This is a genomic window from Stenotrophomonas sp. KH_036_B (genome assembly GCF_057839485.1).
Genome location: NZ_CM174491.1, coordinates 2,451,586 through 2,475,107, shown reverse-complemented (window position 1 = coordinate 2,475,107; position 23,522 = coordinate 2,451,586). Strand labels below are relative to the sequence as shown.

21 protein-coding genes are annotated in these 23,522 nt (G+C 68.9%); 8 read left to right on the top strand and 13 right to left on the bottom strand.

Annotation, left to right across the window (positions count from 1 at the left end):
- Nucleotides 1–2: 2 nt before the first annotated feature.
- The 9 genes from AC3ITN_RS11080 to AC3ITN_RS11040 all read right to left on the bottom strand — a co-directional run bounded on the left by AC3ITN_RS11080 (nt 3) and on the right by AC3ITN_RS11040 (nt 8,312).
- Entirely contained in the window at nt 3–962 is a 960-nt protein-coding gene (locus tag AC3ITN_RS11080; protein ID WP_489390530.1) for a type II secretion system F family protein, read from the bottom strand.
- A complete protein-coding gene (locus AC3ITN_RS11075) occupies nt 959–1,897 on the bottom strand; it encodes a type II secretion system F family protein (RefSeq protein ID WP_313340968.1) in 939 nt (312 codons plus the stop codon). The genes AC3ITN_RS11080 and AC3ITN_RS11075 overlap by 4 nt, the downstream gene beginning before the upstream one ends.
- A gap of 2 nt (nt 1,898–1,899) precedes the next feature.
- Nucleotides 1,900–3,246: a TadA family conjugal transfer-associated ATPase gene (locus tag AC3ITN_RS11070; RefSeq protein WP_313340970.1), complete on the bottom strand. Its 1,347-nt coding sequence runs from the start codon at nt 3,244–3,246 to the stop codon at nt 1,900–1,902.
- Nucleotides 3,231–4,517: a CpaE/TadZ family protein gene (locus tag AC3ITN_RS11065; RefSeq protein WP_489390529.1), complete on the bottom strand. Its 1,287-nt coding sequence runs from the start codon at nt 4,515–4,517 to the stop codon at nt 3,231–3,233. The genes AC3ITN_RS11070 and AC3ITN_RS11065 overlap by 16 nt, the downstream gene beginning before the upstream one ends.
- Nucleotides 4,518–4,542: 25 nt before the next feature.
- Nucleotides 4,543–5,895 (bottom strand): type II and III secretion system protein family protein, encoded by a 1,353-nt coding sequence (locus tag AC3ITN_RS11060; protein WP_489390528.1) that lies wholly within the window; start codon nt 5,893–5,895, stop codon nt 4,543–4,545.
- Nucleotides 5,896–5,914: 19 nt separating this feature from the next.
- Nucleotides 5,915–6,946, bottom strand: coding sequence for a Flp pilus assembly protein CpaB (cpaB, locus tag AC3ITN_RS11055; RefSeq protein WP_489390527.1), 1,032 nt, complete (start codon nt 6,944–6,946; stop codon nt 5,915–5,917).
- A 31-nt stretch (nt 6,947–6,977) separates the two neighbouring features.
- Nucleotides 6,978–7,445: a TadE/TadG family type IV pilus assembly protein gene (locus AC3ITN_RS11050; RefSeq protein ID WP_313340980.1), complete on the bottom strand. Its 468-nt coding sequence runs from the start codon at nt 7,443–7,445 to the stop codon at nt 6,978–6,980.
- Nucleotides 7,442–7,987 carry an A24 family peptidase gene (locus AC3ITN_RS11045; RefSeq protein WP_489390526.1) on the bottom strand — a complete coding sequence of 182 codons (546 nt, stop codon included), beginning with the start codon at nt 7,985–7,987 and terminating at the stop codon, nt 7,442–7,444. The genes AC3ITN_RS11050 and AC3ITN_RS11045 overlap by 4 nt, the downstream gene beginning before the upstream one ends.
- Before the next feature lie 124 nt (nt 7,988–8,111).
- The gene (locus tag AC3ITN_RS11040) at nt 8,112–8,312 is read right to left on the bottom strand and encodes a Flp family type IVb pilin (protein WP_489390525.1); all 201 of its coding nucleotides are present in this window, start codon (nt 8,310–8,312) and stop codon (nt 8,112–8,114) included.
- A 773-nt stretch (nt 8,313–9,085) separates the two neighbouring features.
- On the opposite strand from AC3ITN_RS11040, the gene AC3ITN_RS11035 reads away from it, so the two are divergent.
- From AC3ITN_RS11035 to AC3ITN_RS11025, 3 genes are all read left to right on the top strand, one after another.
- Nucleotides 9,086–10,075 carry a helix-turn-helix domain-containing protein gene (locus AC3ITN_RS11035; protein WP_489390524.1) on the top strand — a complete coding sequence of 330 codons (990 nt, stop codon included), beginning with the start codon at nt 9,086–9,088 and terminating at the stop codon, nt 10,073–10,075.
- 214 nt (nt 10,076–10,289) lie between these two features.
- A complete protein-coding gene (locus tag AC3ITN_RS11030; protein WP_489390523.1) occupies nt 10,290–14,318 on the top strand; it encodes a YadA-like family protein in 4,029 nt (1,342 codons plus the stop codon).
- Between the two features lie 67 nt (nt 14,319–14,385).
- Nucleotides 14,386–15,222, top strand: a complete 837-nt coding sequence (locus AC3ITN_RS11025) for an OmpA family protein (RefSeq protein WP_489390522.1) — start codon at nt 14,386–14,388, stop codon at nt 15,220–15,222.
- A gap of 349 nt (nt 15,223–15,571) precedes the next feature.
- On the opposite strand, the gene AC3ITN_RS11020 is transcribed toward AC3ITN_RS11025, so the two are convergent.
- From AC3ITN_RS11020 to AC3ITN_RS11010, 3 genes are all read right to left on the bottom strand, one after another.
- Entirely contained in the window at nt 15,572–15,979 is a 408-nt protein-coding gene (locus tag AC3ITN_RS11020) for an OsmC family protein (RefSeq protein WP_489390521.1), read from the bottom strand.
- 107 nt (nt 15,980–16,086) lie between these two features.
- Nucleotides 16,087–16,950, bottom strand: coding sequence for an acid phosphatase (locus AC3ITN_RS11015; protein ID WP_489390520.1), 864 nt, complete (start codon nt 16,948–16,950; stop codon nt 16,087–16,089).
- An 89-nt stretch (nt 16,951–17,039) separates the two neighbouring features.
- Nucleotides 17,040–18,596, bottom strand: coding sequence for a sensor histidine kinase (locus AC3ITN_RS11010; protein WP_489390519.1), 1,557 nt, complete (start codon nt 18,594–18,596; stop codon nt 17,040–17,042).
- Between the two features lie 331 nt (nt 18,597–18,927).
- Between AC3ITN_RS11010 and AC3ITN_RS11005 the strand changes: the two genes are divergently transcribed.
- The 3 genes from AC3ITN_RS11005 (at nt 18,928) to AC3ITN_RS10995 (ending at nt 21,205) form a co-directional block, all read left to right on the top strand.
- Complete coding sequence (locus tag AC3ITN_RS11005; RefSeq protein ID WP_313341005.1) at nt 18,928–19,899, top strand: helix-turn-helix domain-containing protein; 972 nt, start codon at nt 18,928–18,930, stop codon at nt 19,897–19,899.
- A gap of 148 nt (nt 19,900–20,047) precedes the next feature.
- The gene (locus AC3ITN_RS11000; protein ID WP_313341007.1) at nt 20,048–20,695 is read left to right on the top strand and encodes a response regulator transcription factor; all 648 of its coding nucleotides are present in this window, start codon (nt 20,048–20,050) and stop codon (nt 20,693–20,695) included.
- Between the two features lie 120 nt (nt 20,696–20,815).
- Nucleotides 20,816–21,205, top strand: a complete 390-nt coding sequence (locus AC3ITN_RS10995) for a response regulator transcription factor (RefSeq protein ID WP_489390518.1) — start codon at nt 20,816–20,818, stop codon at nt 21,203–21,205.
- A gap of 15 nt (nt 21,206–21,220) precedes the next feature.
- Here AC3ITN_RS10995 and AC3ITN_RS10990 read toward each other — a convergent pair whose 3' ends face one another.
- Entirely contained in the window at nt 21,221–22,387 is a 1,167-nt protein-coding gene (locus tag AC3ITN_RS10990) for a hypothetical protein (RefSeq protein WP_489390517.1), read from the bottom strand.
- Between the two features lie 180 nt (nt 22,388–22,567).
- On the opposite strand from AC3ITN_RS10990, the gene AC3ITN_RS10985 reads away from it, so the two are divergent.
- Together AC3ITN_RS10985 and AC3ITN_RS10980 are read left to right on the top strand one after the other, a co-directional pair.
- Entirely contained in the window at nt 22,568–22,999 is a 432-nt protein-coding gene (locus AC3ITN_RS10985) for a hypothetical protein (RefSeq protein ID WP_489390516.1), read from the top strand.
- A complete protein-coding gene (locus AC3ITN_RS10980) occupies nt 22,996–23,508 on the top strand; it encodes a DUF202 domain-containing protein (protein WP_489390515.1) in 513 nt (170 codons plus the stop codon). The genes AC3ITN_RS10985 and AC3ITN_RS10980 overlap by 4 nt, the downstream gene beginning before the upstream one ends.
- Nucleotides 23,509–23,522 lie beyond the last annotated feature (14 nt).

Below are 23,522 nucleotides of genomic sequence, written 5' to 3'. Positions count from 1 at the left end.
GGTCAGGTGCCCAGTTTGGTCATGGCATCGGCCAGGGCGATGATCGCCGGGCCGGACAACACCAGCATCAGCGCCGGCAGCAGGGTCAGCATCATCACCACGGTCATCTTCACCGAGAGCTTGCCGACCTTTTCCTTGAGGGTGGCGCGGCGCTGTTCGCGCAGGCGCAGGCTGAACTGGCGCAGCGGTTCCTGCACCGCGCCGCCGTGTTCGTGTACCTGCAACATCAGTTGCACCAGGCTGGCCAGGTCCTCGTCGCCGAACGATTCGCCGAGCCGGCGCAACGACTGCTGGCGCGTGCGCCCGTGCATGTAGGCGATATTGGCCTGCTGTATCTCGCGGCCCAGCACCGGGATCGCACCCCGCAGTTTCTCGCCCAGCGTCTGCAGGCTCTGGTCCATGCTGAAGCCCACGCCCTGCAGCAGCCGCAGCAGGTCGATCAGCAGCGGCAGCTCCGCATTGACGCGCTGTCGCAGCCGGGCCGCCCAGCTGCGCAGCGCGAACTTCGGCAGCAGCACGCCGAACGCCAGTGCGGCCAGCATGACGAACAGGCGCTGGATGCCGCTGGTGTCGAACAGCAGCAGCGCCAGCACCAGGCACAGTGCCGCCAGCAGCAGGCGCAGGCCGAGGAAGATGGCGGTGCCGATGCGGGTGTTCCAGCCCGCTTGATCGAGCAGCAGGCGGTCTTCGGGCGCGAGCAGCGCCGCTTCGATCCGGCCGCCGTTGAAGCGCTCGCCCAGCGCGGCCAGCCAGCCCAGCCCGCGCGGGCCGGATTCGGTCGCGGCAGCGGGGGTGGCCGGTGCGGGCGCGGGGGCGCTGCCGTCGCGGCTGCGCAGCGCGCTCTGCAGGGTGGCGGCGGTGCGTTGCTGGCGCCCGCTGAGCAGCAGCCCGGCAATGCCGAACAGGGCCAGCCCGGCGGCAAGCACCAGCAGGGCGGCGGTCCACAGCGTGCTGGCGTTCATAGCGAACGCGCCAGGCGGTACAGCAGGAACGCGCCGATCAGTTCCAGCGCCAACGCGCCGCCGAGGATCTTGTGGCCGAGCGGCGCGTGCAGCACCGGCTGGAAGAAGTCCGGGCTGGCGATCGCCATCAACAGGCCGCACAGCGGTGGCAGCAGGCCCAATACCCACGCCGACATGCGCGTCTCGGAAGTGGTGGCCATCAGTTCCTGCTGGGCCTGTTCCAGGTCGCGCATGAAGTCGCTCATGCGTTGCAGGATCTGGTCGGAGCGACCGCCGATGCGGATGCTGACGCCCAGCACCACCGCCAGTACTTCCAGCGCGTCGAGCCGGTACGGGCGCGCCGCCTGGCTCAACGCGCGGTCCAGGTCGAGCCCGCTGCGGGTGCCGGACAAGGTGTCGTCGAGCAGCCCGCGCAGCGGCATCGGCACCTGTTGGCTGGCGACCTGGAACGCCATCTGCAGGCTGTTGCCGAGCCCGCTCAGGCGCACCAGGTTGTCGAGGAAGTCCGGCAGCTGGCGCAGCAGCCGACGTTTGATGCCCACGATGCGCCGCGAGATCCACACGCCCAGCACCAGGGCATACAGGCCGAGCGTGATCGGCCACATCCAGCCGGTGCCGATGCGCGCCGCCGCCATCCACGCCAGCAGCGCGCCGATGGCCAGCCACAGCAGCGGCAGGCGCCAGCCCGGGCGCAGCGCGGCGCGCTGCAGCACGTCGTCCCACGGCAGTCCGTTGGCCACCGCAGGGGGGATCGGCGCCGTGGGCGAGCGCGGCGCAACGCCGGCCAGGGTGGGCACGTGGGGGGCGGCCAGGCGCTGCTCGGCATGCTGCAGCGAGACCCGCTGGCGCTCGCGGCGGCCCGCGCCCCACCACAGCTCGATGGCCACCGCCACCAGCACCAGCATCGCGCTGCACAGCAACAGCACCGTGGCCATGCTCAGTAGCCTCCGTCCAACGCGTCGCGCAGCTGCCGGCGGAACGGTTCGAGCTTGTGCGAATGCGGGTGGAAGCCCAGCCCGATCCAGCGGTCGCGTTCCTTGCCCTCGGCGTCGATCTGCACTTCGTGACGGAACATCTCCTGGGTGCTGATCATGTTGTCGCTGACGCCGGTGATTTCCGTGATCGACACCAGCACGCGGCGGCCGCTGCCCAGGCGCGAGATCTGCACGATGAAGTCGATCGCGCTGGCGATCTGCCGGCGCAGGCTGTCCTCGCTGCCCTGGAAGCCGGCAAAGCCGGCCAGCATCTCGATGCGGTACAGGCAGTCGCGCGGCGAATTGGCATGGATGGTGGCCATCGAGCCGTCATGGCCGGTGTTCATCGCCTGCAGCATCTCCAGCACTTCCGCGCCGCGCACTTCGCCGACCACGATGCGATCGGGGCGCATGCGCAGGCTGTTGCGCACCAGGTCGCGGATGCTCACCGCACCCTGGCCGTCGGAGCCGCCGATGCGGCTTTCCAGGCGCACCACGTGCGGGTGGTTGAGCGACAGTTCGGCCGTATCCTCAACGGTGATCACGCGCTCGTCGGCGGGGATGTAGCTGGCCAGCGCGTTGAGCAGCGAGGTCTTGCCCGAGCTGGTGCCACCGGACACCAATATGTTGCAGCGGCCCAGCACCATGGCGTGCAGCAGCGCCTGCATGGGCGGGTCGAAGGTGCCCATGCGCAGCAGTTCGTCGGGCGTGAACGGATCCTTGCGGAACTTGCGGATGGACACCATCGGCCCGTCCACGGCCAGCGGCGAGATGATGGCGTTGAGGCGGCCGCCATTGGGCAGGCGCGCGTCCACCATCGGGTTGGATTCGTCCAGGCGCCGGCCGAGCGGTGCCAGGATGCGGCGCAGGATGCGCAGCAGGTGGCTGTCGTCGCTGAAGCGCTGGGGGGCACGCACCAGCCGCCCGCCCTGGGAAACATGGATGTCCTTGTAGCCGTTGATGAGGATGTCTTCGATGCTGGGGTCATGCAGCAGGTCGTCGAGCGGGCCGAACCCGGTCAGCTCCTTGACCAGTGCGGCGGCGACGATCTCCATCTCCGACTCGTTGACCGGGATGCGCCATTCCTGCACGAAGATCGCGGTCTGCGTGTGCACGTAGCGCGCCACCGTGTCCGGTGCCCACGCATCGATGTCGATGCGCTCATCCTCGATGCTGTTGAGCAGGTGTTCGTGCGCCGCCACCAGCACCTTCTGGTACTCGTCGGACTGGGCGAACGGCGCATGCGGATCCGGGGCGGGTCCGTCGGCATCGGCGGGGGGCACGGTGAAGGGCATTACTTTGTCTTCCATTGGAGACCACCGAGGGCAAGAGCGATCTTTTCCCGCCAGCTGCGCGGCAAGGCGCGTGCGGCGGCCTGGTCAAGGTGCAGCAACAGCGGCGTCAGGGCGCGCAGGTACGGATTGCGCGGGGCATCCTGCAGCAGCAGGTGGCCGTGGTTGGCGCTGCTGCGCAGCCGGTGGCAGTCGGGCAGGGTGGCCAGCAGCGGCAGCGAGAACCGCTCGGCGATCTGCGCCGGACTGAGCCCTCCGTCCTCTTCGTGACGGTTGATCACCAGCTGCAGGCGCGCATCGCGAACGCCCATGGCCTCCAGCTGCTTGAGTACCAGGTCGAGCGAGACCAGCGTGCCGATGGCCTGGTCGGCGACCAGCCAGATTTCGTCGGCGCTGTTGAACAGCGAGCGCGGCACCTGGCGCACCGGCACGCCGCCCAGATCGCACAGCACCGTTTCGAACACCCCGCGCAGGCGCTGCACCAGCACCGCCGGGTCGGCGATCGGCCCGCCGTCGCTGCCGGCCGGCTGCCCCAGCAGGGTCAGGCCACCGGGATGCCGGGTCATGGCGGTGCGCACCAGCGTGGCATCGATGCGGTTGGCGTTGCGCAGTGCATCGTCGTAATGGAACTGGCTGTCCAGATTGAGGTACAGCGCGGTGTCGCCTGCGGGCTGGCCCAGGTCGAGCAGCAGGGTGGCGTTGGAGGGCGGCTGCGGTTCGGCCACGCTGCCATCCGCGGCACCAGGATGGCCCAGCTGCTGGGCAAGCACGCCCAAGTGCGCGGCCAGCGTGCTGCTGCCAACGCCCGCACGCACGCCCAGCAGCAGCACCAGGCGCGCCTTGTGCACGGCGTCGGCAGGCACGCTGCGCACACTGGTCGGCACCGCGGCGGCGCGGCGCAGTACGGCGTCGATATCGGCGGTGGGCGATTCCAGGTCGAGGATGTCGCGGAGCCCGGCGCGCACTGCCGCCACGATGCCATCGACCTCGGCCGGTGCGGTGGAGCCGACCGCCACCAGCGCCAGTTCCGGATGTGTACGCTGCAACTGCCGCGCCAGGTCGCTGGAGGCGGCGGCCGGTTCGCGGCGGTAGTCGAGCAGCACCACGCAGGGGCCGGCGCGACGGTGCGGGTCCAGTGCGGCGGCGGAACCGGCGCTGTCCTGCCAGTGCACGCGCATGCCCACCGGCAGGCGTGCCTCGAGCAGCGTGGCCAGGTCGCGGGCGGGAGCGTAGAGCACCAGGGTCATGGGTGGGGGCGTCGGGTGGAGCAGTTGAAGGGAGGCAGACATGAGCAGGTGCGTCCTTGCATGCGGATCAGCGCGAGAAGCCGGGGAGCTGGTCGGAAGACGCCGGGCTGAGCAGCCAGGCGCCCCATACCGGCAGGTTCGGGCGCGCCTCGCGGTCACCGGGCAATGGCACGGTGGTGCCCTTGGCCAGTGGCTGCACCAAGCGCGGGGTCACGATGATCACCAGTTCCTTTTCCTCCTTCTTGTAGTTCAGGTTGCGGAAGAACGAGCCGATGATCGGCAGGTCTCCCAGCAATGGAATCTTGTCCACGTTGGAGCTGACCGTGTTGCTGACCAGCCCGCCGATCACGAACGTCTCCCCGTCGCCCAGTTCCACCGTGGTGTCGGCGCGGCGCGTGGTGATCGAGGGAATCTGCACACCGTTGTAGGCGATGCCGGAGGCATAGTTCAGGTCGCTGGCTTCCGGCGCGACCTTCAGTGCGATACGGCCCGTGCCGAGCACGGTCGGGGTCACGGTGAGGCCGATGCCGAACGGCTTGAAGGTCACGGTGGTGGTGCCCAGCCCCTGCGGTTCGAGGATGGGCAGCTCGCCGCCGGCCAGGAAGCTGGCACTCTGCCCGGACAGCGCCACCAGCGTCGGCTCGGCCAGCACGCGGGCCATGCCGTTGCTCTGCAGCAGGTCGATGTTGGCATCCCAGCCGTGGGTGAGCGATTTGAACACCAGGCCGAACGCGGAGGACAGCGGGTTGGTGACCACGCCCGGGTCGCCACCGCCATCGCCGGACGTGTCCACGCCGGGCAGGGTGCCGCCGGGTCGGGTGATGCCGTAGAAGAATCCGTTGTTGCGGTTGGCGAAACTCATGCCGATCTGGCGCAGCACGGTCTTGTTGAACTCGACCACCTTCACTTCCACCTGCACCACGCCGCCGCTGGCCACGGTGGAGACGTCGGCGAGCTGACCCTCGCGTCCCAGCGTGGACTGTGCGGCCTTGCGGCTGTCCTCGTGCGCCAGCAGGCTGGGGGCGCTGCCCTGCAGCAGGCCCTGCTGGTCCTGCACGGTGAGCTGCAGGTCGTCCGGCGATGGCAGCGCGCCCTGGACCGCGCTGCGCACGTCGACCTGCAGCCGTTGCGGCTCGCTCTGCTGGCGGCGCCACAGCAGCAGCGTGGTGGTGCCGGCACGCTTGCCCACCAGCAGCGCCTGGCGCGGTTCGCGCAGCATCACCAGGTCGGCCACGCCCGGGTCGGCGATGGCGACCCGCTCCAGGTCGGCCGGCAGTGTCCACGGTCGCTGCTCGCGCGTCTGCAGCACCAGGTCGGGCGCGGCCACCGCCAGCGTCGGGCACAGCGCCCACGCCAGCAGCAGGGCCAGGCGCGGGCGCCAGCGGGAAAGGCAGTGCAGGGGTGCAGGCCGTGACGTCATGGAAGCTCTCTGCGAAGGCTCAGCGCGAGCCGCTGTGGGAGGAAACATCGCCGCGGATGATCTCGACGCCGCGATCCAGCCGCGGTGCCGTACGTCGTACTGTGGGCGCGAAGGCGGGCGTGGCGGCCGGCGCGGGGACGCGGCTGCCCCTTCGCCCGGCCAGCGCGTCGGCGTCGATGCCGGCGAACGCATCGTTCTCCGGCGATGCCAGGGTCAGGCGCTGCTCGGGAGTGAGCTCGCGGCGCGGGCTCAGCACGGCGGGTGCGGCCGCGAACAGCGCCTGGTCGGGCAGACCGACGTCGGCCGGGTTGCGCAGCGCCAGGAACAGCTTGCCCTGCTGCGCGCCGAGCAGCAGGCGGTTGGCGTCGGCCACCGGCACCGCGAGCACGGCGCTGCGCACCGGCGCCTGGGGGGTGTTGCCGGTGCTTGAGGAGGACGTGCCGCCCTGGATGTCTTCGGCGCGGCTGTCGCGGTCGCCGTTGGCCGGTTGCCGCGCTGCCGCCTGGCCGGGCGCGGTGTCGGCCGCGCCGTAGCTCAGCACCCGCAGGCGCGACAGCAGCAGGCGGGCCTGCGCCTGGCCGTCGGTGTTCATGCCACTGGGTGCACGCAGGTTGAGGAACACATCGACATAGTCGCCGGGAAGAATGCGGTTGCCGGCGGCCACCAGCTCATCGACCGGCACCGCGAGCGCGCGCTCGCCGGGATTGAGCCGCAGCGAATAGCCCTGCGCCATCAGCCCACTCTCCAGCGCGGTGCCCGCCGCGATATCGCGCACCGGCACCGCGCCGGTCGCCTCGGCGAGCGTGCTGTAGCCGCCCACCGGGGCCTGCGCTGCCGCGCCGATGCGCAGGTCGGTGACGGCGATGGGGCGGCCGGCGGGCAGCAGCGCGGCCGCTTCCACCACCGGCCACTGGCGCGGCTGACCGGCCACCTGGGGCAGGGGCGCCGCCGCCGTCTGCGGCGCGCGCCGGCTGACCGCCACGGCGACCAGGGCCAGCACCAGGGCCAGTGCGATCAACGCAACGGCGGCGATGCGGGTCAGTTTGAGCATGCGACGGTCTCCAGGAAAAGAGCGCGGAACATCACGGTGTGCCGAGGTCGAGCTGGGCCACGGCGGTGCTGCGGATCGGCTCGGTGATCACCCAGCCATAGACGCGGCCGGTACCGGGCAGGAAGGGTTTGGCGCGATAGTCGTAGCTGACCGAGATCTGCATGCATTGCGCCGTGGCGAGGCCACTACAGGGGCTGGGCGCGGAGACGACGATGGGTGGCGCGCCCGCCGCGCTGCAATCCGGGTTCTGGCCGGCGTAGGTGAGCAGCCATTGCATGGAGCGTTTCGCCGCCTGGCAGGCGGCCACCCGGCGCTCGGGCGGCGTGGCGTAGCGCAGCGACGCGCGCGCGCCCTCGGCGGACGCCAACGACAAGGTCTGCTGCACCGCCATGATCATGACGCCGGTATAGGTCAGCATCAGCAACGGCACCAGGCCGAAGATGAGCATGAACGCAAACTCGATGGTGGCCGCGCCGCGCGCGTGGGTGGGGCGTTTCATGATGCCTCTCCGTGCAGGTCCCACAGCACCAGGGCCACCGTGGCGAACGCCAGGTAGGCCGCATAGGGAATGCCGACCCGACCCTGGCGCGCACCGCGGATATCACGTGCGACCGGGCGGCGCTGCCAGTGCTGCACGGCGCGCTCGCGCAGCAGCTGCAGCCGCAGCGGCAGCGCAGCGGCCAGTTGCCGCGTCAGTACCAGGCCCAGCACATGGGCACCGGCAAGCAGGCTGCTCAGCAGCCACAGGGGCAGCAGCGCCTGCCAGCCCAGCAGCAAGCCGAGCACGGCGAAATACTTGACGTCGCCTGCGCCCATCCAGCCCACCACATAGAACGGAAGCAGGGCCGCCAGGCCCAGCACCGCACCACCGACATGCGGCAACAGCGCGTCGTCGGCACCTGCAATGCGACTGCCCAGCAGCCACGCCAGCGCGGCCGACGCGGACACCGCCAGCCAGGCGTTGGGCACGCGCCGCGCATACAGATCGCTGATCGCGATCCGCAGGCTCAACAACATGGCCAACAGCGGCAACAGGGACATCCGGTACGCCCTCCAGAACCGAACGACGAATCCATTCCGGGCCGCCAGGCCAAACGACGCCGTTGCCGCAGGCGCGTGCCTGCGGGCAGCTGCATCCAGATGGCCTGGCGCCAGGCGCCAGGGATCAGGTGGTGGACGTACCCGCCCCGCCGATGGACGTGCTGACCAGCTCCTTGAGCTTGGTGAACAGTGTGGTGAACATGTCCGTGAGGCCTTCCTTGCCGGCCAGTACCAGCACGCCGGCGATCACGGCGGCCAGCAGCCCGTACTCGAGCGCGGTGACGCCATCGTCTTCTGCGATGAAGCTGCGGATGGAGGTGTTCATGACGGTCTTCTCCCTGTTCCAGTCAATACAACGTGGTGCCTGCATGGGATGGCGCGGTCCGGTTCCACCGGGGGCCACGGGTTTACCTGTGCGCTCCCTGCACAGGGGTGCGGCCAGCGACGGCCGCAGGTCCGGACGGGCATCGGCCCGCCGGACACGATCCGGTCAACAGGGCGCAGGCGGCATCCTGCGGCGGGCAATATGTGACCGCTTTAGCAGAATGCGGCAGAGAAGCCGTCGTGATGTATCCAGCATGTCCATTGCATTCCCCCTGTTATCCCGCCTGGTGTCCGCCATGGAGCTGCCAGGACTGCGTTTGATAATCCTCATCCCGCACGTCGGCGGGTAATGCACAAAATCGGCAGGTTGGTATTCAACTTTAATTACCTGGCCGATTCCCCCGGCGCCAATATCAGGTGGCGTGGCTCCGATGTAAAGATAATTCGATGAAGGTGGCGTATTTATTTGGTGAAGGCGATGTGACGACGCTTTCTTGACGCAAACCTATGCGTTGTTGGCCAAAAATAGAAACAGTTCAGTCAGTTAGCGCTTTGTCGCGAATGGCTCGCCTGGCGCCATCGGAGTTGATGCATACTGCGCGAAATCCAGGACGTCGGATTGTGGATAGGTCGCCGGAGCAGGAGAGGGTATTTACTTTCCCGCGCTGCTGGCGATACGCCGGGGTATTGAAAACGCACGCGCATTACAGGAACGTGGCCCCGCGCAGTGATTAACGCGCAAGGGGATGCAGGCCAACCGGGAGCATCACTGTCATGGTAGATGGTGTGGTGGATGGCGGTGGAGAAACAGCGCTGAGGTCATTCGACCTTGCAACGCTGGGTGGTGTGCTGCGCGTCTGCGAACTGGAACTGGTGCTGCTGGACGGTAATGGTCCGCGCGCGTTGATCCAGTCGCAGGTCCATGATGAATCACTGTTCTGCACGGCGACCTGTGGCTTCCAGTTCCGCGGGCGCTTCATGCTGCCGCAGGACTGGTGCCTGCTGGGCTTCGTGCATGCCACCGACGAGGAGCACAGCTGGTGCCACGGGGTGACCCTGAGCGCCGGCATGGCGTTGACGGTGCTGCCGGAAGGCATCAGCGAATTTGCCTTCAGCGCCGGCACCCGGCTCAGTCTGATGCTGACACCCATGCGCCGGGTGCAGCGCAAGCTGACCGAGCTGAGCCTGCGCAGCAGCCTGCCTTCGGGCCAGGCGCTGTCGTTGTTCCAGGCCGATGCGGGCGCTGGAACCTCGCGTCTCGCGCAACGCTATGCGCAGCTGCCCACGTGGCTGGATGCAGCCGGTGACGGGGTGCCGGCCGATGCCGTCGAGTCGCTGCTGCATGACCATGTGCAGGCGCTGCTGGCGGCCGACGGCCAGGAGCGCCCGGGGAGCACGCGTGCGCGCCGGGCGCACTACCTGATCGCGCAGCGTGCCGAAAACTTCATGCGGCAGAACCTGCGCCGCTACATCTACATGCATGAGATCTGTGACGCTGCCGGGGTGAGTGAGCGTGCCCTGCGCTACGCCTTCGAGGATCTGTTCGGTACGTCGCCCAATCGCTACCTGTCCATGCTGCGCCTGTGTGCGGCGTGTCGCGGGCTGTCCATGGCCGATGCCAACCGTAAATCGGTCAAGGCGGTCGCCCTCAGTTGCGGCCTGTGGGACCTTTCGCGCTTTGCCGACAACTATCGCCGCGTGTTCGGCGAACTGCCACGCGACACGCTGATGCGTGCGCCTGCCTCGATCAGCAGTCCGGCCTGAGTCCCCGCTGCGGCGCCCTCTGATGCATGCACCTTTCCGGCAATCTGCCGGAATTGTCCATGCCGCTGCCGGTTTTCCCCGTCGTCTTGCCGGAACGCACGTTCGTGCTGCCGGAATGAAGTGCCCGCGTGGCGTCGCCGCGACTGTAATGAGACCACCAGCCCACGGGCATGGGACTCGCAGTCCACAACGTACGTTCACGGGGGAACATCTGATGAACCGCATCTTTCGACTGGTCTGGAGCCACCGGCTGAATGCCCTGGTGGTCGTCTCGGAAATCGCCACGGCCCGTGGCAGCCTCGCGGCGGGTCCGGTCGTGGTGCACCTGAAGGTGCCGTTGTCGGTGTTGTCCATCGGCCTGGCGTTCGCGCTGGGCAGCGGGTCCGCGCTTGCGGCGCAGAACCAGACCCTGACGGACCTGGAAGCCTTGACCAACAAATACGCGCCGTTGCCGGTGCAGGTGGGCGCCAACGTGGCGCTGGCCACGGTACTGAACACGGCGCAGGGCGGACCGCAGCTGGCGGCCGATGCCGGCGCGGAGATCCGGCTGGGAACGGCGGTGGCGAACGTGCCTGCGGTCCACGTGAACATTGCGACCACCCCGCAGTCCGCACTGCCGACGCAGGTGGCGCTGCCGTCGCGCTTGACCGGTACGCTGGCCGGCACGGGTCTGGAGGTGCAGGTCGCCGCGCAGGGTACGCCTGTTGCCAGCGCGCAGGTCGCCGTGCAGACCGCGCTGCCGAGCGTGGTGCCGCGACTGCAGGCAACGCTGGAGACCGCGTTGCCGACGGCCGCCGCCGTGGTGCCGGACGCTTCGGTTGACGTCCACGTTGCGACGGCCGGCACCGATGCGAACGCGCATGCGGTGCTGGATGCTGCGATTGCGGTCGGCAAGGAAGAGAACACCGGCGACGGTGTCGATGACGCGCTCCGGGCTTCCGTGAGCGTCGGCGCGGCGGGCAATGCCGGGCTGGAAGGGGTGGCCGTGCAGGTGGAGGCGGCCGACCGCAACCAGAAAATGGTGGAGGCCGATGTCAGCGTCCAGGCCAACGCCCTGGATACCTCGCGGCAGGGACTGCTGGGCGGCGTACTCGGCGGGGTAGGCGACGTGCTGGGCGGCGTGGGCGACACGCTCGGCGCCGTGGGCGGCACGGTCGGTGATTCGGGTCTGCTCGGCAATCTGGGCAGTGGTCTGGGCACGACGATCGGCAGCCTGGGCACGGCAGTCGGCAGCCTCGGCGCAGGCCTGGGCGGCAGCAGCGGCAGCGTCGGTGTATCGCCAGCGGCACTGCAGCCGGGCAATCCGAAGGCCCCGGCGCCGGCCGATCCGGGCGCAGGGCTGATCATCGGCACAGGCGGCCTGACCGGGTCGCTGGGCGAACTGGTCGGGCCGACCACACAGGGGCTGCTCGGCGGCGACGGCTACGTGCGCAACGGCAACCTCGCGGTGAGCAGCGCCAACGTGATGCAGACCTATTCGGTGACCAACGTGCTCGGTCTGCCGCTGGTCAACCTGACCCCGGTGGGGTCGCTGCTGAACGGGTTGGGCGGCGCCACGACGGGTGGCAGTTCACACCTGACCTTGATCGGCGGCGTGACGTCGGACAGTTACATCTACAACATCAACAACGGCAATCCGAATGGCTTGCTGGGCCTGGTGCTGCCGGATGGCTCGCCGGCGTGGTCCAACTCCTGCCTCGACGTTCTGGGGGTGGTGAGCATCGACTGCTGGGCGGTCAACGCTGCGCAGGACTACCAGGTGCTGATGGGCGACGGCGCCTACGCCAATGGATCGCGCGAGGTGGTGATCGGCGCGAACGCGCGCCATCAACTGCCGCTGGTTGATGCCAACGTGGCGTTCCCCGGCGCGGGTGAGAATGATCCGACCGACCCCACCGGCGTCCCCACCGCCGATTACGCGGCACGCATGGGCCATTCGGTGGTGGTGGGCGACAGCGCCACCGGCACCGCCAACGGGCAGGTGCTGCTGGGCGCTGAAGCCACATCCAACCAGGCCAACAGCGTGGCGCTGGGCTACCGCAGCGCCGCCACCCGCGGCGCGCAGGCCAGCTATGCCGCCTACGGCATGACGGCCGCGCAGGTCTCGGCCGGTGAAGTGTCGGTGGGCGTGGCCGGCAGCGAGCGTCAGATCAGCCATGTGGCCGCCGGCAGCGCAGCCACCGACGCAGTGAACGTGGCGCAGCTGCAGGGGGCGATCTCGCAGGTCAACGCAGCCGACATCTTCGCCGTGTCCTACGACGATGACGGCACCGGCCAGCCGGACTACGCGCGGGTGACGCTGGGCAACGGCGGCGGCCCAACCACGGTCAGCAACCTGGCCAACGGTGCGGTTGCGGCGGGCAGTACCGACGCCGTCAACGGCAGCCAGCTGTCCGCCACCAACACGGCGGTGGCCAACTACTTCGGTGGCCTGACCGCCTTCGATCCGGCCACCGGCACCTGGACCGCGCCGAGCTTCCAGATCAGCACGATCTCCACGGGTGGCGCGGTCGCCCAGGGCGTGTATGACAACGCCAGCGATGCCTTCGCTGCGGTGGATGGTTCGCTGGTCAATCTCAATACCCAGATCAACAACATGAGCACGGGTGTCAGCACCCGGTATCTGAAAGTCAATTCGACCGGCGGCGACGCCGCGGCGAATGGCGTGGACAGCATCGCGGTCGGCGAAGGTGCCACGGCGGTGGCGGACGACGCGATCGCCGTGGGCGCCGGGGCGATGGCCATGCGCAGCCGCACCGTGTCGGTCGGTGCGCTGGGCAGCGAACGCCAGGTGGTGAATGTGGCGGCCGGCACCGAAGCCACCGATGCGGTGAACATGGCGCAGCTGCTGGATACCAACGAAGCGCTGGTGACCTACCTGGGCGGCACCACGGCCTATGACGCCGCCACGGGCCTGTGGACAGCGCCGACGTTCAACATCTCGGCCTTCACGCCGACCGGTGCGGCCACCACGACCGCCTACGGCGACGTCACCGGTGCGTTCGATGCGGTGAACAGTTCCCTCAATACCCTCAACACCCGCATCACCCAGGCGCAGCCGGGTTCGCCCAGCCCGTTCGTGCAGATCAACTCGACCAAGGCGGCCGCCAGTGCCACCGGTGCGGACAGCATCGCCATCGGCCCGGTCGCCAGCGCCAGCGGTGCAGGCAGCACGGCCATCGGTGATGGCGCGGATGCCAGCGCGGACAACAGCGTCGCGCTGGGCAGTGGCGCGGTGGCCAGCGTGGGCGCGCAGAGCGGCTACACCGGTGCCTACGGCGCCGCCGGTGCCAGCAACTCGGCCGGTGAGGTGTCGGTGGGCAGCACCGGTGCCGAACGCAAGGTCACCCACGTTGCCGACGGCTCGGCGCAGTACGACGCGGTCAACGTCGGCCAGCTGCAGAACGGCGTGACGTACGCCATCGACCAGTCCAAGGCCTACACCGACACGCAGATCAACACCATCAACAACGGCACGTCGGGCATGTTCCAGGTGAACAACAGCAACGGCCTGGCGGCACCTGCGGCGAGCGGAGCCAACACGGTGGCCGGCGGTGCCGGTGCCAGTGCGGCGGGCCCCGACAGCACCGCACTGGGCAATGGTGCCAGCGCCACCGCGCGCAATGCGGTGGCACTGGGGGCAGGTTCGGTAGCCAGCCGCGACAACACGGTGTCGGTGGGCAGTGCCGGTGCCGAGCGCCAGATCACGGACGTCGGCGACGGCACCGCCGCCACCGATGCGGTCAACCTGCGCCAGCTGCAGGCCTCGCAGCAGGGCACCCTCCGTTACGACAGCACCGTCAACGGCGCGACCAACTTCAACAGCGTCACCCTGGGCGGCACCGGCTCCGGTCCCACCACGGTGCACAACGTGGCCGCCGGCACGGCGGGTACCGACGCGGTCAACGTGGACCAGCTGCGCGCCGGCATGAACCAGTCGCTGGACGCGTCCAAGGCGTACACCGACGAGCGCATGGGCGGGTTCGACCGCGACCTGCGCCGCACCGACAACCGTGCATCGGCCGGCGTCGCCGCAGCCATGGCGGTGGCCGGCCTGCCACAGCCCTACGAGGCCGGACGCAGCATGGCCGCGATTGCGGCCGGCAGCTACAACGGCGAATCGGGCGTGGCGGTCGGCATCTCCGGAGTCTCCGACGGCGGTCGCATGATCTACAAGTTGAGTGGCTCCACCAACAGCCGCGGGGAAGGCGGCGTTTCGGTCGGTGCCGGCTTCCAGTGGTGAGCGCAGGCGGTGCCGGCGGTCGCCGGCACTGCTCACTCCAGTGCAGTTCCGTACACAGGGGAACACGATGAACGCACCACGTCCGCACGATCCCGCCCCCTTGCTGCGCTCACTGGCGCTGGGCCTGGTCGTACTGCTGTTCAGCGCCTGCGCCAGCGGAGGGGGAGAGCGCGCCGCGCCCGCCGCCGCCGAGACACCGGACTTTCCCGACCCCGCCCGCGCCTCGTTGAAGGAAGGGATGTTCGTCGACCTGGACAACCTGCGGCTGTTCGCACGCGGCATGAGCAAGCGCCAGCTGTACACCCTGCTGGGCACCCCGCACTTCGGTGAGGGCATGTGGGGCGTACGCGAATGGAACTACCTGTTCAACTTCCGCAGCACGCCCAATGGCGACTACTTCACCTGCCAGTTCCAGGTTCACTTCGACAGCAAGGGCATCGCCCAGGCCGGGTACTGGAAGCCGCAGGCGTGCGCTGCGCTGCTGCAGCCGCCGGTGCCGCCGCCGGCACCGGCCCCGGCGCCAATGCCGACCGAGCCGGTACGCCTGGCAGCCGATGCGTTGTTCGGTTTCGACAGTGCCTCGTTGACGCCCGCCGGTCGGCGCAGCGTGGACGCATTGCTGCAGCAGGTGCGCGACGCCAGCCAGGTGCAGACCATCCAGGTGGCCGGTTACACCGACCGTATCGGCAACGATGCCTACAACCTGGACCTGTCGCAGCGGCGCGCCGACGCGGTGCGCGAAGCGCTGGTGCAGGGCGGCGTGCCCGCAGCGGCGATCGTCGCCGAAGGGCGCGGCAAGGCGCGGCCCCTGGTGCAGTGCGAGCAGGGCGCGCGGCAGGTGGTGATCGCCTGCCTGGCCCCGAACCGACGCGTCGAAGTGTCCGGCGTGGCACGACCTCGCTGAACCGTACTGCCGAGCAACCGCAGCACCCGATCCGTCCGATGCCCGCCAATGTGCCGTGGCATCGGCACAGCTTGACCCGGCCCGCTGCCGACCGCGGGATGTCTCCCCCGTCATCGCTAAGGTGGCGGCAGGCCGGGTCATCCAGTTCCACGTCTTGCCCCGGCCCGCTGCCGACCGCGGATGTCTCCCCCGTCATCGCTGAGGTGGCAGAGGGCCGGGTCATCTGGTTCCACCCGTGGCACCTGGCCGACACGACCCTCTCCCGTGCCGGAAAGCGCAGGGCCTTGGCCTGGCTCGTCGCCTGGTACGCGATCTCTCCCCCGTCGTCAGTGCGCGGCGGCGAGCCCGGTCAATCTGCCTGCATCGACGTGCCGCGTTCGCTGGTGATCTCCGCGCCTTCGCGCATCACCAGGGTGACCGGGGTCTTCTCGACCACCTCCAGCAACCGCTGCCACTGCGCATCGCTGAGCGGTCCGGTGGCATGCAGCACGCGGTGTACCTGCAGCCGGCCGGACTCGCTGCGCGAGGACGACAGGTCGGCTCGGAACTCGCCCAGTACCCAGCCCTTCTTCTCCGCATACATGCGCAGGGTGATCGCGGTGCAGGCCGAGAGCGCGGCCAGGTACAGCTCGAACGGCGCCATGCCGGCGCCCTGGCCGCCCAGCGTGGCCGGCTCATCGGCCTGCACGTGGTGCGCGCCGGCCTGGATGCTGTGCAGGTAGTTGGGGCCTTCGGAAACAATCTGGACCTGTGCCATGGAAAACGCCCTTGCGCCAGCGGAATGGGACGCCGAGCATGCCACGCGCGCCACCACGGCACAGCCAATGGACACGGGATGAAGCGTTGCCCGGGCGTGCGCGATGGCTATTCCACGCCGGGGATGTTCACTTTCAGCGCGGTCGCCTCGGCCTCGCAGTCCTGCGGCACCAACCCGCTGCCGCGCAGGGCGTTGATCTCGGCACGGGCGGCGGCCATGTCGGCGGTGAAGTCGGCATTGGCGTGCAGCGTGGCCACGGCACCGGCGGCCACGGCACGGCCCTGCAGGACATCGCTCTGCCAGTGCGCGTTGCAGATCAGCCGGTTCTCGCCGAAGGCGCGGCCACGCGCGAGCAACGCGTCGGCCTGGGCAGGGCTGAGTTCGGTGAGCAGCAGCGCCCAGGCCCAGCTGATGGCGGTATGCCCGGAGGGATACGAACCGTCGGTGCGCAGCGCGGCCTCGTCGGCCGGCAGGCAGGTGGCTTCCTTGTAGAACACGAAGGGCCGCGTGCGCTTGTAGTGATCCTTGGCCGCATACGTGGCCAGCCCTGCATCGACCAGGCTGCGTTGCAGCAGCAGGTACAGCCGCGGCGTGTCCTGCTGGCTGATGGGCACGCCCAGCGCACATGCGAACGTGCTGGCCACCTGGGGGAAGCGCAGGTCGGCATCGCGGCTGGCGAGTGCGTAGCGTGGGGTGTTTCTGAGCTTCTGCGATGCGCGGCTTACCGCCTGGTCACGCGCGAACCCGGGCGATCCCTTGGCGGGCGGCGGCGGCAACAGCGCCAGGCTGTCGGGCAGGGCACGGCCCAGATAGCCGGCCGGCACGCCCGGGCGCAGCTCCGGCACGGGTGCAGGCGACGGCGGCAAGGCGGTGGGGATCACTGCCGGCGACGGGCTGCTGAGCGGCCCGGACGCACAGCCGGCCAACAGGGCCGCCACGACCAGCAACGACGTCTTCGACACAGCAGCCATGGTGATCTCCGTTGCGGATGCGCACCTGCAATCTGTCGCCCGCACGCGGCATGCACAACCGCCTTTCTACGTGGACACCGCCAGTAGTTCTACTGGGACGCGGCGTGGCGCGCGGCATCCTGCAGCGGGAAACGCACCTCGATCCGGGTGCCGCCCAAGGGGCTGGTCCCCACCTGCAGCGTACCGCCGAGCAGACGCGCGCGCTCTTCCATGCTGATCAGTCCCAGCCCGGGCGCGCGCGTTCCGCGCCCCACCGGCATGCCCACCCCATCGTCGTCCACGCGCAGCAGCAGGTGCTGCCCGCGCACGCAGACCAGCACGTCGGCCACGCTGGCGCGCGCATGCTTGTCCACGTTGTTCAGTGCTTCCTGGACGATGCGGAACAGACTCAGTTCCTGGTCGTCGGCGAGGCGCGGCGGATCTTCGATGCTGCACCGAAGGCGCAGGCGTCCACGCGCATTGCGCTTGATGCAGAACGCATCCAGCGCACTGGCCAGGCCGGTGAAGCGCAGGATGCTGGGGTGCAGTTCGTGCGAGATCGAGCGGATGTCGTTCGACACCGCCAGCAGCTGGTCCTGCAGTTCCACCACGCTGGGACGCTCGGCGGCCGGGATCTGGTTGCGCAGGGTACTCAGGCGGATCGAGATCGCCGCCAGCGACTGGTTCACGTCGTCGTGCAGGTCGCGCGCGATGCGCGTGCGCTCCTCCTCCTGTACCACCAGCATGCGACCGGTCACTTCGCCCAGGCGCTGGTAGGCGCGCTGCAGCTTGAGCCGGTTGGAGAGCTTCTGGTCGGACAGGGCACCGAGGAACAACAGGGCAAAACCGGTGCACAGCGTCCACGCCTGGCCGGTGAGCAGGTTGCGCGGTGCGTCCCAGAAGCTGAAGGGGCCGATGCCCTGCACACCCAGTTGAATGCCCAGCAATGCCACCACCAGCATGCCGATGGACGCGCCGGCGGGGCCGAACACGATCAGGGTCCACACCAGCAGCGGAATCGGGGCCAGGGTGAGCAGCGGGGTGACCACGCCATCCTCCCAGTTGACCGTCCACAGCACGACCAGAAGGCCGAACAGCAGCAGGGCCATGCCCACGGTACGCCAGTGCCATCCATGCCGTCGCTCCGGTGCGTCGACGATGCGCGCCACGTTGACCAGCACCGGCACCAGCAGGAGGTAACTGACACTGCTGCTCAAGGCGACTTCGCGCATGGCCACCGGCGACAATGCGGCGGCGCGTCCGCCGGAGGCCAGCGCGTACCACCACGCCCCGCACAGCGGCAGCAGCACACAGGCCAGCAGCATGAACAAGGTCAGGTCCCGATAGTCTTCCAGCGCGGCGCGCTCACCGCGCCAGCGCTCCAGCAGCCAGGCGACCATGGCCACCATGGCGAACTCACCCACACTGGCCAGCAGCCGCGGCAACGCCGACATGGGCACCAGCAGCAACGACAACACCGTGCCGGCGCACGCCGCAAGAATGCAGCCACGCCATTGCGCGCGCGGCGTGAACAGCAGCCACCCCAGCAGCAAGGGGCCGGGAATCCACAGCAGCTGATGGTGCAGCTGGGGCAGTTGCGGAACCGTGGGCAGCCACTGGCCAAGCAGGCAGCCAAACAGCAACGGCAGCACATTCGTTAACAGCATGCGCACGTCGAGTGGAGGCGATGTGAAGCGTCGTGGGCGTGGCGCAGGACGGGGGGGGCTGGGACTGTCTGCGGCGATCACGCCGCCGCGGTTGACCTGGCTGCTGGCCTGCACTGATCACCTCTCCGGTGGTGCCTGGATCGTCAGCGACGGCGAACGCGCCGCTTGGGTGGGACGGCTTATCGGGTGAGCAACGTATTGTGAGACGTCCTGCGGCCAGCGTTGCGGCGGCGGCTTGTACCCGCGTCGCGCCGGCCGCACAATCGCGCCGATGTAAACAGGTTGAGCTGGTACGCGCTATCCACATTCCGACGCACTGAAGGAGTTGGTGATGGACGAACCGATGTCCCCCTACAGCCGCTTCGTGGTCGATGGCTTCGATGCCGATGCATTGCTGGGGGTGGTACGGGATACCCGTTTCGAGCAGCGGCTGTTGTCAGCCGGCCACTTCCGCGCGTGCGTGCAACGCCTGGTGTTCCCGGAGTTCAGCCTGGACAGCGGTGCATACACGCTGCCGATCTTCGCCAGCGGCAGCTTCAGCCCGGGCATGATCGCGCTGGCACTGGCGGTCACCAGCGCGCAGCCGATGTGGGCCAACGGGCGCTCGATCGAGGCCGGCCAGGTGATGGTGTTCGCCGAGGACAGCGAGTTGAACGTGCGCCCCAGCCCGGGGGGATGGCAGTGGGCGGTGATGTTGATTCCACGCGAGGTCCTGCAGCGGGAAGCGGCCGGCCGGTTGGGCCGTGAACTGCGCCTGCCGCGGGTGGGCTGGTACAGCCGACCGGCCGCGCCACGCGATGCCTGCAACCTGCGCGAAGGGGTGTTCAAGGTGCTGCAGGAGGCGGCGGACTGGGAAGGGCTGGTGTCGCCCGGGCAGCTGGCCGCGCAGGCCCGCCTGCTGCTGGGGGTGTTCATCGACGCGGTGGCGGCGGCGGATGGCGGCCCCGAGCGGCGTGGGCAGAGCAGTTGCAGCGAGCGTCGCCGCGACACGATCGTGCGGCAGGCCGAGGAGTACCTGCGGACGCAGATGGACAGCGTGTATGACAGCCGGGCGCTGTCGGCGACGCTGGGAATCGGTGAGCGACAGCTGGAGCGGCTGTTCCGTGATGCCTACGGTCACGGCCCCTGCCATTGGCACCAGATGGCGCGGCTCAACCTGGCGCGCAGCGCGTTGCTGCACGCGCGGGGCGCGGTGGGGGTGACCGAGATCGCCACCCGCTTCGGCTTCGCCCATCTGGGCCGGTTCTCGGTGATGTACCGGGACGTATTCGGTGAAAGTCCGCGCGACACGCTGCGCGCCTGAACCGTTGCGGACGACCGTCACAGGTAGTACGAACATCACGGCGCCATCACCAAGCTGGCCGCATGTTGAATGCGTTGTGCAGAGTCGGCGCGGCCGGCTTGCAGAGCACTTCAATCAGGGGACGATTGATGCCACGGGAGACGACGAAATGCAGGTTTCGTATTCGACGGCGGAGAGCCGACATCGCAGGGTAGTGCTGGCCGACGACCACCGGGTGGTGGCGCAGGGCATCGAGCATCTGCTGGAAGATCAGTTCGATTCAATCGAACTGGTGTCTTCCGGCGAGGAACTGGTGGAGGCGGTCCGACGCGACCCGCCCGACGTGGTGGTCGCCGACATCAGCATGCCCGGTCTGAGTGGCATCCAGGCGCTGCGCCGGATGCGCGAGGAGGGTTACGTGATGCCGGTGGTATTCCTGACCATGCACGACGAGTCGAGCATGGCCGCCGAGGCGATCCGCGCCGGTGCCCGCGGCTATGTCCTCAAGAGCGCCGCGGGCGACGAGCTGGTACGTGCGCTCAACGGGGTGATGTGCGGCCACACCTACGTCACGCCCTCGTTGGCGGCAGACGCCATCACCAGTGCGGGCAGGCGTCAGTACATGCTGACCGACAAGCAGCTGCGCATCCTGGAATACGTGGCGCGCGGGCTGCGTTCGAAGCAGATCGCGTTCGAACTCGGTGTTTCAGTGCGCACGATCGAATCGCACAAGTACGCGATCATGCAGGAACTGGGTGTGCATGGGACGCTGGAACTGGTGCGCAAGGCCGAGCAGGAAGGGCTGATCCGCCACTGACAGGGACGGGCCGTTCGACGCCGGGCAAGTAGATTTACTTGCCCGTGTCCGGTTGTTTTTCCCTTGTTACCGGCGCCGGAGCGGCACACCATCAGGGTACGCGTCGACCTGGCGGGAACCATGAATGCTGTCCGTGTGCTGCTGGCCGAAGACGGCTCTGCCATGGGGCGTCAGCTTCGTGGACTGCTGTCGGAACAGTTCGAGGTGATCGGACTGGTCCAGGATGGCGCGTCGCTGGTCAAGGCCGCGCAGAGCATGTTGCCCGATGTGGTGGTGACCGATATCGCCATGCCCGAACTCAACGGGCTGGAGGCAGCGCGCCGCCTGCGGCTGCACCGGCCCGTACTGGGCGTGGTGTTCATCACCGTGCATGCCGAGCCGCAGATGGTGGAGCAGGCCATGGCGCTGGGACCGTGCAGCTACGTGCTCAAGTCCGATGCCGGCGATGACCTGGCGCTGGCCGTGCTGGCCGCCCTGCGCGGCGAACGCTTCATTTCGCGCTCGCTGTAACGTTGGAAACGGCGCTCAGGCGAGGATCCCGAGCAGCTTGGCGACCAGCTCGTCCACCGACATCGCCACCAGCAGCAGCGGCAGCATCGGCAACGCGGCGGGCAGGGCCATGGCCAGCAGGTTCCAGCGGGTGACCGGCACCACCGACATCGCCACCACGCCCTGATACACCGCACTGAAGTCGGCATAGGCCGAGGCATCGTTGTGGTCGAGCAGCGATTCGGTGCCGGCGATGCCCTCGCTTGCGGCGCGCCAGCGCTGGTCGAAGGCGGCGGCCGAACGGCTGCCCAGCGCATCGAAGCGATACAGGGCGTGGCGCCGGGCGCGAACCATCGCCGGCGTGAGCACGAGCAGCGGCGCGACCAGCAGCAGCGTGGCGGCGACCACGTAGCCCAGCACCAGATGACGCATGCTGTACAGCGTGCTGCCCAGGTAGGTCATGTGATTCAGGCAGGCACCTGCCAGCACCAGGCTGCTGGACGCGGCCAGGATGCTGAAGCGTTCCTGGGCAAGCCCAAGGAAGGCCAGGCCGCCGGTGCGGTCCGGATGCTGGGCGCGCAGCACCAGGCCCACACCGGGCAGGCGCCACAGCAGCAGCGTCCACATCACCAGGCGCCACAGCCACAGCAGGGTGAGCAGACGGAACAGGGGGGCGGCTACCCACGCGTGCCAGTGCCCGGCGGCGCTCAACTGGGCGGCCTGCATGCGCCAATCCGGCACCCCTGGCAGAAAGCTGCCATCGCCGTGGGTGAGCAGGAGCGGTGCATAGGCCAGTGCAATGCAGATCGCCTCTGGAAACCAGCCGTCGCGCCATGCACGGGCCCGTTGCAGCAGGGCACTCAACCGGGGCTGGCGCGACGCCGGCACCAGGCTGACGTGCGAAAGCTGGCGCAAGGCATTGCGTAGCAGTGCATCCGCGCGGGGCGCCGCCAACACCAGCAGCGGCATGGCCAGCAGCAGGCGGGCCAGCGTGGCGTAGTCGCCGAACAGCGCCATCCCGCGGGCGGCCGGCAGCAGGGTGCCGTCGCGCGCCGTCAGCACGATCAGGGGCAGCATGCTGAGCGCGACCAGTACGCCGGCCAACCACCAGGACAGGCGCCGGCTGGCGTGCAACGCGCCGGTGGAATACAGCAGCCGATGGACCAGGCCGCCCTGCATGAGTGAGAAGCTGGGTTCGGTCATGCAAGGTCGGCCGCAGGGAGGGGTGAGCGTGCGTGCCCGAGGGGGCGCCGCACCGGCAGCATAGCGCCGGCCGCCGCCTGCACCGACGCAGTAAAAATACTGATCGCGGTGCAGTACCAATCCTGATGTGGTCGAAGAGCGCTGCCGCCAAGCTGGAATCCTGCCGCCGGGGAACCGTCAATGCTTCTGGTCATCGATTTCCTGACCCGCTTCTGGACGGACATGATCGGTCGCGCCGACGGGCCGATGACGTTCCGGTTCTTCCTGCAGCCGACGATGGCGCTGATCACCGCGCTGATCGACGGCATCCGCGCGGCGCGGGCCGGGAAGCCGCCCTACGCGTGGCTCATCGCCCACAGCACGGGCGGCGAGCGCCTGGCCACGTGGCGCGAAGGCGTGACCGCGACGACCCGGATCCTGCTGCTGGGCGTGGCCATGGACGTGATCTACCAGGTCCGCGTCTACGGCGGCTTCCGCTACCCGCTGGAGGCGTTCGTGCTCGCGGTGCTGCTGGGCTTCATTCCCTACCTCATTCTTCGTGGCCCCTTCACCCGGCTCGCCGGGCATTGGCTGCAGCGTCATCCCCACCACGGCAAGGATTCCCGGCCATGACCGAGAAAGATCCGGCAACAGAACTCTCCGAAACCGCCGTCAGCCTGCAGCGGGCGCGGCAGACCTTGGGCGGCACGGACGAAGCATCGCTGGAGCTGTCCTCGCGGCGTACCGGCATGTCGTTCCAGCGCACCCGCATGAGCGCAGATCGCACGCTGATGTCGATCATCCGCACGGCGCTGTCCCTGATCGGCTTCGGCTTCACCATCTTCCAGTTCTTCGGCCACATGCTGGACGTGCCCGGCACCACGCTGCGCCCGCATGCGCCGCGCAACTTCGGCGTGGCCCTGGTCGCACTGGGGCTGGTGCTGTTGACCCTGGGCATCGTCTACCACCTGCGCTACATGCAGGGGCTGCGCGCCGAGCGCCAGTTGATGATCCGCGAGGGGCTGGTGCATGGCGAAAGCCACTATCCGGTATCGCTCACCCTGATCACCGCTGGATTGCTCTGGCTGCTGGGGGTGCTGGCGATCAGCGGAATGACCTTCAACCTGGCGCCGTTCGGATGAGCGCGCCCTCCACG

Excerpts from the sequence above, each read along its gene's own strand:
- AC3ITN_RS11080 (WP_489390530.1), bottom strand. The coding sequence starts at position 962 with ATGAACGCCAGCACGCTGTGGACCGCCGCCCTGCTGGTGCTTGCCGCC.
- AC3ITN_RS11075 (WP_313340968.1), bottom strand. The coding sequence starts at position 1,897 with ATGGCCACGGTGCTGTTGCTGTGCAGCGCGATGCTGGTGCTGGTGGCG.
- AC3ITN_RS11070 (WP_313340970.1), bottom strand. The coding sequence starts at position 3,246 with ATGGAAGACAAAGTAATGCCCTTCACCGTGCCCCCCGCCGATGCCGAC.
- AC3ITN_RS11065 (WP_489390529.1), bottom strand. The coding sequence starts at position 4,517 with ATGTCTGCCTCCCTTCAACTGCTCCACCCGACGCCCCCACCCATGACC.
- AC3ITN_RS11060 (WP_489390528.1), bottom strand. The coding sequence starts at position 5,895 with ATGACGTCACGGCCTGCACCCCTGCACTGCCTTTCCCGCTGGCGCCCG.
- cpaB (WP_489390527.1), bottom strand. The coding sequence starts at position 6,946 with ATGCTCAAACTGACCCGCATCGCCGCCGTTGCGTTGATCGCACTGGCC.
- AC3ITN_RS11050 (WP_313340980.1), bottom strand. The coding sequence starts at position 7,445 with ATGAAACGCCCCACCCACGCGCGCGGCGCGGCCACCATCGAGTTTGCG.
- AC3ITN_RS11045 (WP_489390526.1), bottom strand. The coding sequence starts at position 7,987 with ATGTCCCTGTTGCCGCTGTTGGCCATGTTGTTGAGCCTGCGGATCGCG.
- AC3ITN_RS11040 (WP_489390525.1), bottom strand. The coding sequence starts at position 8,312 with ATGAACACCTCCATCCGCAGCTTCATCGCAGAAGACGATGGCGTCACC.
- AC3ITN_RS11035 (WP_489390524.1), top strand. The coding sequence starts at position 9,086 with ATGGTAGATGGTGTGGTGGATGGCGGTGGAGAAACAGCGCTGAGGTCA.
- AC3ITN_RS11030 (WP_489390523.1), top strand. The coding sequence starts at position 10,290 with ATGAACCGCATCTTTCGACTGGTCTGGAGCCACCGGCTGAATGCCCTG.
- AC3ITN_RS11025 (WP_489390522.1), top strand. The coding sequence starts at position 14,386 with ATGAACGCACCACGTCCGCACGATCCCGCCCCCTTGCTGCGCTCACTG.
- AC3ITN_RS11020 (WP_489390521.1), bottom strand. The coding sequence starts at position 15,979 with ATGGCACAGGTCCAGATTGTTTCCGAAGGCCCCAACTACCTGCACAGC.
- AC3ITN_RS11015 (WP_489390520.1), bottom strand. The coding sequence starts at position 16,950 with ATGGCTGCTGTGTCGAAGACGTCGTTGCTGGTCGTGGCGGCCCTGTTG.
- AC3ITN_RS11010 (WP_489390519.1), bottom strand. The coding sequence starts at position 18,596 with ATGCTGTTAACGAATGTGCTGCCGTTGCTGTTTGGCTGCCTGCTTGGC.
- AC3ITN_RS11005 (WP_313341005.1), top strand. The coding sequence starts at position 18,928 with ATGGACGAACCGATGTCCCCCTACAGCCGCTTCGTGGTCGATGGCTTC.
- AC3ITN_RS11000 (WP_313341007.1), top strand. The coding sequence starts at position 20,048 with ATGCAGGTTTCGTATTCGACGGCGGAGAGCCGACATCGCAGGGTAGTG.
- AC3ITN_RS10995 (WP_489390518.1), top strand. The coding sequence starts at position 20,816 with ATGAATGCTGTCCGTGTGCTGCTGGCCGAAGACGGCTCTGCCATGGGG.
- AC3ITN_RS10990 (WP_489390517.1), bottom strand. The coding sequence starts at position 22,387 with ATGACCGAACCCAGCTTCTCACTCATGCAGGGCGGCCTGGTCCATCGG.
- AC3ITN_RS10985 (WP_489390516.1), top strand. The coding sequence starts at position 22,568 with ATGCTTCTGGTCATCGATTTCCTGACCCGCTTCTGGACGGACATGATC.
- AC3ITN_RS10980 (WP_489390515.1), top strand. The coding sequence starts at position 22,996 with ATGACCGAGAAAGATCCGGCAACAGAACTCTCCGAAACCGCCGTCAGC.